The organism is Arthrobacter sp. NPDC093139 (assembly GCF_044754165.1).
Taxonomy (GTDB): Bacteria; Actinomycetota; Actinomycetes; order Actinomycetales; family Micrococcaceae; genus Arthrobacter.
The window spans coordinates 315811-325026 of the sequence record NZ_JBIVOO010000005.1; the positions used below are offsets into that span (position 1 = coordinate 315811).

The following is a 9216-nucleotide window of genomic DNA, read 5'->3' on the forward strand; positions in this document are numbered from 1 at the left end:
CTGGGGCACTCCTGCCGCATCTGAATGGCACCGGAACAATCCAGGAGGCCCGCCGCTACGAACCCAAGGCATGAAGAAGCTGATGAAGTGGCTCAAGGGCCCAACCGCTCTGGCGGCGCTGGCCGGAGTGGCGGCGGCCGCCGTCGTGCTGTCCGTTGCGGAGCTGACGGGAGCGTTCTTTACGGCCCGTGCGATGCCCTTGCTCGCGTTGGGCTCCACCTTCATCGACTTCACCCCGCCATGGCTGAAGGACTTTGCGATTGCCACGTTCGGCACCAACGACAAGGCGGCCCTGTTCGCGGGCATGGCCCTGACCATCTTCGTGCTCGCATGCATGTTGGGTGTGGCGGCATATCGGAGGTGGGCGCTGGGCGTGGCCGGGGTGCTGCTGATGGGTGCGGTGATGGTGGCGAGCGTGGTGACCCGGGCCGGCGTGGCGCCGGTCGATGCCATTCCCACCCTGCTGGGAACGCTCGCCGGGCTGGTGGTCCTGCGGCAACTGGCCTCCCGGCTGTGGCGGATGCAGCCATTTCCCGATGCCCCCGCCGGAGCCGCAGCGAAGGAGCCCGAACGGCCGGCCACATCCCGGCGGGCCTTCTTCGCCGCCACCGGAGTGGCTGCGGCTGCCGCAGGCATCGCCGCCGCCGGCGGCAGGCTGCTCAGCACCGCCCGCAGCAACGTCGCCCGGGCCCGGGAAGCGCTGCGGCTGCCAGTCCCGGCGCGGGCTGCCCCTGCCCTTCCGGCCGGCCTGCAGTCCGCCACGCCGGGCGTCACGCCGTGGCTGACGCCCAACGGGGACTTCTACCGGATCGACACCGCCTTGAGCGTGCCGGAGATCAATGTGGACGACTGGGAGCTCCGGGTGCACGGCCTGGTGGAGCAGGAAATCAGGCTCACATTCCAGGACCTGCTCGACGCCGACCTGATCGAGTCCCATGTGACCCTCACCTGTGTCTCCAACCCGGTGGGCGGCAACCTCGCCGGAAACGCGAAATGGCTCGGGCTGCCCGTCCGCGACGTCCTCAACCGGGCCCGCCCCAGGGATGGGGCGGACATGGTCCTGTCCACCTCGATCGACGGGTTCAGCGCCTCGACTCCGCTGGAAGTCCTGCAGGACAACCGCGACGCCATGCTGGCCATCGGCATGAACGGCGAGCCGCTGCCGCTCGAACACGGCTACCCCGTTCGCATGGTGGTTCCCGGGCTGTACGGCTTCGTATCCGCGACCAAGTGGGTGGTGGACCTCGAAGTCACCCGCTTCGCTGACAGCAAGGCGTACTGGACGCAGCGCGGCTGGTCCGAACGCGGCCCCATCAAAACCATGGCCCGCGTGGAGGTGCCGAAGTCCTTCGCCGTGGTCAAGGCCGGGCGGGTGGCGGTCGGGGGCACGGCCTGGGCACAGACCCGCGGCATCGCGAAGGTCGAGGTCCAGATCGACGGCGGCGACTGGGCGCCGGCGGCCCTTTCCGAGGAAGCGTCGGTAGTGACGTGGCGGCAGTGGTCCTTCGCGTGGGATGCCACGCCGGGAGCCCACTACATCAAGGTGCGCGCAACGGACGGCACCGGCGAAGTGCAGACCGAAAAGCGCGCCGATCCCGTGCCGGACGGCGCCTCCGGGTGGCAGTCCGTCATGGTCACTGTCGAGTAGCACCGAGGGGGGCCATGACTGTGAAGGACAGCCGGAATGGCTTCGAAGGGAATGCCAGCCCGGCACCATAGACTGGGGCCATGCCCCTAAATCCCCATGCCACGTTCACTGTGGAGTCCGCCGTCGAACTCGCGGTCATTGAACGGAGCGGCTTCATTGAGTCCCGGCACATCGGGGCTGCAGTGGTCCTCGCCGGGGACGGCAACATCGTGACGGAACTCGGAGACATCACCACGCCGATTCTGGCCAGGTCCACGCTCAAGCCGCTGCAGGCGCTGGCGTCCATGCAGTCGGGTGTCCCCCTGCGCGGCGCCCAGGTGGCGGTCGCCTGTGCCAGCCACACCGGGTCCCTGGACCATATGGACGTCGTAGAAGGAATGCTCAAGGCAGCCGGCGTCAAGGAGAGCCAGTTGCAGTGCCCGGAGGCCTGGCCGCAGGATGAGACGGCCCGGACCTGGCTCACCCGCTCCGAAAAGGGCAAGTCCCGGTTGGCTTTCAACTGCTCCGGCAAGCACGCCGCCTTCCTGTGGGCGTGCACGGAGAACGGCTGGGACACCCACAGTTACCTCGAACCCAACCACCCCCTGCAGCAGCGCGTCCGCTCCGTCATCGAGGAATACTCGGAGGAGAAGATCGCCCACCTCGGCATCGACGGCTGCGGCGCCCCAGTGGCCGCCATTTCCCTGACGGGCCTGGCCCGGGCCTACTCCCGGCTCGGGAAGGCGCCAAGCGACAAGAACTCCAACGCCCGCGCCGCTACAATCGCCACGTCCATGCTGGACTATCCGTGGGCCGTCCAGGGCAAAGGCGAGGCCAACACCATCGTCATGGAAGAACTGGACGTCATAGCCAAGATCGGCGCCGAGGGCGTGCTCGTCCTGGCCACGCCGCAGGGTGTCTCGGCCGCCGTGAAGGTGCTGGACGGCAACCTGCGGGCTACGTCCCTTGTGGGACTGACCCTCCTGGCCGCAGTGGGCGCGGTGGACATCCCCGGGGTCTCCAGCGTGTTGGAGAAGGTGGTTGAGCCGGTCCTCGGGGGCGGACGTCCGGTAGGCAAGATCCGGCTGGGCCACGCCGTGTCGGCCCTGCTTGACTAGTCCGCTGTTCCCTACAGCACCAAAGGCCCTCAGCACCAAAGGAGGCGGCGATGGCGGTTGCGCGTCGCAGAATTGATATCGAAGCCGGCAAAGCGGCACTGGCGGAGTGGCTGGAAGCCAGCCAGCCGTCGTCGGGCGCTGCGGTTCCGCGCACAGTGATCGCGACGGCGGTGCGATACTCCCTCGAGGAGGTCACCGCACGGGCGCCCGGCAATTCCGTGGAGGTCAGGGTTCCGCCGTTCGGCGTCACGCAGTGCGTGGAAGGCCCTCGCCACACGCGCGGCACTCCCCCGAACGTCATCGAGTGCGACGCCGCAACCTGGCTGGCGATGGTGGCCGGGACGCTGAGTTGGGCGGATGCAGTGGACACCGGGCGCGTCGCGGCCTCCGGGCTCCGCGCGGACCTCTCGACGCTGCTGCCGCTCTGAACCGGCGGGTGGCCTATGCACATGCGAGAGCCGGGCGCCGATGCGGGCCTAGTGCGGCTCCAGTGCCAGCCGGGCGCCAAAGCCGATGAGCACCGTTCCGGTGATGCGGTCGATAATCCTGATTGACCCCGCGCTGCGCAGCCACCTCGAAGCGAAGCCCGTGCCGATGATGATCAGCGTGAACCAGCCCATGGCCATGATGCCGTGAACCGCAGCAAGCAACAGCCCCATGGCCAGTGGTGACATCCCGGCGGGAATGAACTGCGGGATGGTTGCAATGTAGAACACGCCGACCTTGGGGTTGAGCAGGTTGGTGGCCGCCCCCTTCAGCCAAGAGCCCCACAGCGTGCCATCGTGGGCCGGAGCAGGATCTGCGGCCATGTGCGGACCTGCTGCACCCTTGCGGCCGATCGTCTTCCAGATCAGCGATGCTCCCAGCCAGGCCATGTACGCCGCCCCGGCCAGCGTTAACGCGCGGTAGGCGATGCCGGATGCGGCAAGCAGCGCCGAGGCGCCGACGGCGGCGGCGGCTCCCCATGCGAGTGCACCGCTGCAAACGCCCGCCGCTGTCGCGAAGGCGGCAGCCCTGCGGCGCGTGAGACCTGCGCGGAGCACGATGGAGGTGTCAATGCCCGGGACGAGGGTGAGGAGACCGGCCACCACAGCGAAGGACAGGACGGCCTGGGGAAACGTCATGGCGCCAGTGTATGGGCCATGCCGCCGGCCGGGAAAAGCGCAGACCCCGCCCCGGGGTTTCCGGAACGGGGTCTGGCTGCGGGCAGCGTCAGGGCGCTGCCGCTATTCGTGGTGGATGGCCGCCGAACTTCCCGTGGAGGATGCGGGCCTGGTCATCTGGAACTCAGGGATGTCCTCCGGATTCGGGCCCCCGCGGAACTTGGGTGACGGCTGGCCGCCTTCGCTGATCCGCTCAAGCTCCTGGTCCTCGAAGTCTTCCTCGACGCCGAGCATGATGGCGGAGTCGTGATTCGTGATCTCGCCCTGGAACGCCCGGACCATGACACTGCGATCGAACTGGCCCTCCCATTTGGAGACAACGAATGTCGCGACGCAGTTGCCGAGGAGGTTGACCACAACGCGCATGGAGTCCATCAGCCGGTCCGCGCCCAGCAGAAGGGCGACGCCGGCCACCGGGAAGATCCCCAACGCCGCCGCGGTGGCGGAGAGTGCCAGGAAGGAGGACCCGGGAACGCCCGCCATGCCCTTGGAGGTCAGCAGCAGGACGCCGAGGGCCGCCAGTTGCTGGCCCAGGTCCAGATTGTGGCCGAAGGCCTGGGCGAGGAACAGCAGCGAAATCGAGAGGTAGATCGCGGCGCCGTCGAGGTTGAAGGAGTAGCCCGTGGGGACGACAAGGCCGGTGGTGGCCCGGGAGCAGCCGGCATTGGTCAACTTGGTCATGATGCGCGGCATCACGGCTTCGGTGGAGGCCGTGCCGAGGGCCAGCAGGAACTCCTCGCGGGTGTACTTCATGAACTGCCACAGCGGGACCCGGGCGAAACTCCAGGCGACGAGGAACAGCAGTCCGATAAAGACGATTGCCGCACCGTAGCAGGCCGCGATGAGCATTGCGTAGGTGCTCAGGGTGTCGAGACCGTACTGGCCGATGATGAACGCCATGGCACCGAAGGCACCGACCGGGGCAACCTTCATGATCCAGGACATGATCTTGAAGATGAGCTCGAGGACGGTCTCCATGAGGCTGATGACCGGCATGCAGCGCTCGCGGCCGATGACCACGATCGCGGCCCCGAAGAAGACCGAGAAGAAGAGGACCTGCAGCAGGCTGTTGCTGGCGAAGGCTCCAATGACGCTCGTGGGGATGACGTCCAGGATGAAGGATGCGGCGTCCTTGGGCGCGGCGTTGCCGGTCTTGGCGTCCAGCGCCTCTTGGGAGAGCGTGCTCGGATCGATGTTCAGGCCGGCTCCGGGCTGAACGATGTTGCCAACGACCAGGCCGAAGACCAGGGCGAAAAGCGTAGCTGCTGTGAAGTAGAGAAGTGCCTTGACTCCTACCCTTCCGACCGCCTTGACGTCGCCTACGGCTGATATTCCGGTCACGATCACCAGGAAAATCAGCGGCGCGATGATCATCTTGATGAGCTGGATAAAACCGTCACCTAGAGGCCTCAGCTGGGAGCCAAGGTCCGGCCAGAAATGCCCTATGAGAACACCTGCCACGACGGCGATCAGAATTTGGAAGAAGAGCGACCTGTACAGGGGCTTCTTCTTCGACGGCGCCGAACTCGCCTTCAGCGCCGAGGAATCTGGGATCTTCATTGATCTGTACCTATTCAATCGGGGACAGCCCCGGAAATCGGGGTCTGATTCCAAAGTAACCCCGCTCACACTATTCCGCAAGAGGAAAATTCAATTCCATAATGCGGAATCAAGGGAGGGTCGCGGGCATGCGAAAAGCCGCCGCGTGAACGCGGCGGCAAAGGTTCGTTCGCTGTCAGCCGCGGCCGACGAAAGGCATGCCGGCGGCCGTGATCACCACTGAGCCCACACTCGCCGAGGCCGGCATTCCGGCCATCAGCAGCACAGCCCTCGCGGCGTCCTCCACGGGAAACATGGGTTCGACCTTGCGCGTGCCATCGGCCTGGAGCGCACCGGAACCGACGCCGATGGTGTCCATGATTTCGGTGGCAGTGTTGCCGATATCGATCTGGCCGCAGGTGATGCCGAAGGCGCGGCCGTCCAGCTCAATGCTCTTGGTCAGCCCGGTCATGGCGTGCTTGGTGACCGCATAGGCCACGGTGCGGGGCCGGGGCGAGTGAGCCGAGATGGACCCGTTGTTGATGATCCGCCCGCCCTGCGGGTGTTGTGCCTTCATGGCGCGGACGGCCGCGCCGGCACACAGCAGCGAACCGGTGAGGTTCACGGCCACCGTGGCGTCCCAGTCATCGAGGCTGATCTCATCCACCGAGGCCGCCGGGCCAAAAACGCCGGCGTTGTTGAAGAGCACATCCACCCTCCCCCACCTCCGGAGGACGGCAGCAAAGAGGCGCTCGACGTCGTCGGGCACGGTGACGTCGCACGGCACCGCCAGCGCGTCCGGGTGGCCGCCCGCCGCTTCCAGCAGCTGCGGCTCCCGCCGCCCCGCCAGTGCCACCCGGTAACCCTCGGCCAGCATCTGCCGGGCCACCGCCCTGCCGATGCCGGATCCGGCCCCGGTGACGACGGCGACCCGCCCTGGCTGTGGCTCTGCGGCCGGCGGCGTTTCGGTCATGGGGTACTCCTGGATTTGCTGCCGCGCCGGGCATGGCGCGATTACTGGGACGCGGGCACGTCCGCACCCACCAACGGCCAGCCTATGACGGTCTTGGGCCGCGGGGCGGCATAGGTCCGGACCTTGGAAGTGGAGAGCCGCATCCTTACGAGCGCTTCAGCAATCGTGACGGCTGCCGCCACGCCGTCGACCACCGGGACGCCGGCGCGCTGCCGGATCTGTTCATCCAGGCCGGCCATGCCGCCGCAGCCCAGGACGATGACCTCGGCCTTGTCTTCACGGACGGCCAGAAGTGCCTGTTCGATGATGGCCTCGACGGCCCGCTCCGGCTCCTCCTCCAGTTCCAGCACCGCCATGCCGCTGGCCCGCACCGAGGCGCAGCGTGCGTCCAGCCCGGCCAGCTTCAGCCTGTCCTCGATGAGGGGCACGGCCCGGTCAAGCGTGGTGACCACAGAGTATTTGTGCCCGAGGAACATCGCCGTGCTGGCCGCGGCCTCCGTGATGTCGACAACGGGCACGTCCAGAAGCTCCTGGAGCCCCTCGCGGCCATGTTCCCCGTAGCCCGCCTGAATGACGGCGTCGAAAGGCTCCGGATAGTTCACCACCCGGTCCATGACGGCGATGGCCGCAAGGTAGCTTTCAAAGTTGCCCTCGCAGGAATCGGCGCCGAACCGCGGGGTGATGCCGATGATCTCCGTTCCCGGGGCCGCGATGCCGCGGGCCTGGGCGGCGATGGAATCGGTCATGGACTGGGTGGTGTTCACGTTCGCGACAAGGATGCGCATGGGTGCCTCCGCTTTCGGTGGGGAATGGTCTGGGTTCTCGTCAGTGGGTGCTTGCCACGGCGATGGCTTCGCCGTCAACGTCGTCGAGGCGCTGCGAGCGGTCCGCGATGACGAAATACACCACGGCGGCAATGCCGGCCGCGAAGAACCAGGCGAACGGGGCGGCGGCGCCCAGCGCCGGAACAAACGCAATCAGGAGCGCGACGGCGGCCGCCGGGACCATGGCGATGATCGCCCGGGGGTTGAAGCCCTTGCGGTAGTAGTAGGCTCCGGAGCGCTCTTCCGTGTACAGCTCAGGCACGTTGACCCGGCCACGGCGCAGCAGCCAGTAGTCGGCCATGACGACGCCGAACAGCGGACCGAGCAGGGCGCCGAGACCGCCCAGGAAGTACACGATCACGAGCGGATTGTTGTACAGGTTCCACGGCAGGATGATGAGTCCGATCGTGCCACTCACCCAGGCTGCCTTGCGGAAGTTCAGGTGCTTGGGGAAGAGGTTGGTCAGGGCATAAACCGGGGCCACGAAGTTGGCCATCAGGTTCACGGCGATGGTCAGGATGAGCAGCGCGAGGCAGGCCAGAACGAGGAAGAGCGTGTTCGGAATGGTCTGGACAATGTCCGAGGGACTCTCGATGACTGCGCCGTTGATCTTGAACTGGCCGCCTGCCATGACCACGACGATTGCGCCGAACAGCAGCATGTTGATCGGGATGCCCCAGAAGTTGCCGCGCACCACGGCCTTCTTGGAGACGGCGGAGCGGGTGAAGTCGCAGAAGTTCAGGACGAAGGTCCCGTAGATGGAGACCCAGAGGGCGCCTCCGGCGAAGATGGTCCGCCACATGTCCGCGCCCTCAAGTGCGTTGTCCGGGGCCCACGCTATGGAGCCGCCGGCCTCGGCAAAAATCCAGACGGCGATGGCGGCCATGGTCACCAGGATGACGGGGCCGGCGAAGGCCTCATATTTACGGATCATCTCCATGCCGAAGCTGACGATGACCAACTGGACAATCCAGAGGGATACGAAGGCAATCCAGCCAAGCGTCGACAGCCCGAGAATGGAGTTGTTGTCCATTTCCTGAAGTGATGGAATCATCGCTACGAGCATGACGCGAAGCACCACGGACGCGAGGTACGTCTGGATGCCGAACCAGGCCACGGCCACCGCCCCGCGCAGGAGACTGGCGATCTGGGCTCCCCTGATGCCGAAGCTTATGCGGCTCATGACCGGAAAAGGGACACCTGTCTTGACGCCCATGAAGCCCGAGAAACTGAGCAGCGCGAACAGCAGGACGGCACCGACCCCCAAGGCCAGGAGAATCTGCCAGCCGCCGAGGCCCAGCGCGAAGAGTCCAATGGCGAAGGCATAGTTTCCAAGGCTGTGGACGTCATTGGCCCACAGGGTGAAGATGCTGTAGCTGGTCCAGCGGCGGCCTTCCCGCTTGGTCGGGGCGAGGTCGATGTTGTACAGGCTGGGGCTGATGCTGCGCCCTGAGGCGGCGCTCGCTGTTTCACACAGGGCGTCGACGCCCGTTGCGGGATGGACCGGCTGGCCCGACAACTCTGTCGGGACGGGAGCGGTTTCGACGCCGACTGATGGGGTCGTCTGCATCTGGATCTCCAGTTCTTGGGATGGGCATGGGCGGAAGTCAACGCTTCCGGCGATCTATTTCCATATAGTGGAAACTGGCTTTTGAAGAGTGGAATAACTGTATGACCTGAATCACGCGGCGGTCAAGGGTGCCGCGACTGCCCAGGCAGTCACAATTGGTAGGTAGCGGCTCCCAGGGCGCGGCGCCGGGCGGCGGCGCGCCCGCACCTTGACCGCGGCGCAGGAGGCTGCCTAATCTCGAATAGCAAGAATGTTTTCTCACAATACGAAAACATGGCCCAAACATTCAAAGATGAAACGAGGCTGCCGTGGCTGCAGGAGAAGATACCTCCCATATCCTCAGCGGGTTGACTAACCAGCTGCCTGATCGTGATCCGGAAGAGACCGCCGAATGGGTTGAGT

Annotated in this window: 8 protein-coding genes; 3 read left to right on the forward strand and 5 right to left on the reverse strand. The window is 66.1% G+C overall.

The annotated features are described in order from the left end of the window. Positions 1 to 70 precede the first annotated feature (70 nt). The 3 genes from ACIP90_RS11135 (at position 71) to ACIP90_RS11145 (ending at position 3173) form a co-directional block, all read left to right on the forward strand. Complete coding sequence (locus ACIP90_RS11135) at positions 71 to 1648, forward strand: molybdopterin-dependent oxidoreductase (protein ID WP_400579365.1); 1578 nt, start codon at positions 71 to 73, stop codon at positions 1646 to 1648. 80 nt (positions 1649 to 1728) lie between these two features. After that, positions 1729 to 2745 carry an asparaginase gene (locus ACIP90_RS11140; protein ID WP_400579366.1) on the forward strand — a complete coding sequence of 339 codons (1017 nt, stop codon included), beginning with the start codon at positions 1729 to 1731 and terminating at the stop codon, positions 2743 to 2745. Positions 2746 to 2795: 50 nt separating this feature from the next. Beyond that, a complete protein-coding gene (locus ACIP90_RS11145; RefSeq protein ID WP_400579367.1) occupies positions 2796 to 3173 on the forward strand; it encodes a sterol carrier family protein in 378 nt (125 codons plus the stop codon). A 48-nt stretch (positions 3174 to 3221) separates the two neighbouring features. Here the strand turns inward: ACIP90_RS11145 and ACIP90_RS11150 are convergent, their stop codons facing one another. From ACIP90_RS11150 to ACIP90_RS11170, 5 genes are all read right to left on the reverse strand, one after another. Then, positions 3222 to 3869 carry a LysE family translocator gene (locus tag ACIP90_RS11150; RefSeq protein ID WP_400579368.1) on the reverse strand — a complete coding sequence of 216 codons (648 nt, stop codon included), beginning with the start codon at positions 3867 to 3869 and terminating at the stop codon, positions 3222 to 3224. 102 nt (positions 3870 to 3971) lie between these two features. Continuing rightward, positions 3972 to 5468 carry a cation:dicarboxylate symporter family transporter gene (locus tag ACIP90_RS11155; RefSeq protein ID WP_400579369.1) on the reverse strand — a complete coding sequence of 499 codons (1497 nt, stop codon included), beginning with the start codon at positions 5466 to 5468 and terminating at the stop codon, positions 3972 to 3974. Positions 5469 to 5643: 175 nt separating this feature from the next. Beyond that, entirely contained in the window at positions 5644 to 6420 is a 777-nt protein-coding gene (locus ACIP90_RS11160; protein ID WP_400579370.1) for an SDR family oxidoreductase, read from the reverse strand. 41 nt (positions 6421 to 6461) lie between these two features. Next, positions 6462 to 7205: an aspartate/glutamate racemase family protein gene (locus tag ACIP90_RS11165; RefSeq protein ID WP_400579371.1), complete on the reverse strand. Its 744-nt coding sequence runs from the start codon at positions 7203 to 7205 to the stop codon at positions 6462 to 6464. Between the two features lie 40 nt (positions 7206 to 7245). Beyond that, positions 7246 to 8814, reverse strand: a complete 1569-nt coding sequence (locus tag ACIP90_RS11170; RefSeq protein ID WP_400579372.1) for an NCS1 family nucleobase:cation symporter-1 — start codon at positions 8812 to 8814, stop codon at positions 7246 to 7248. Positions 8815 to 9216: the final 402 nt, after the last annotated feature.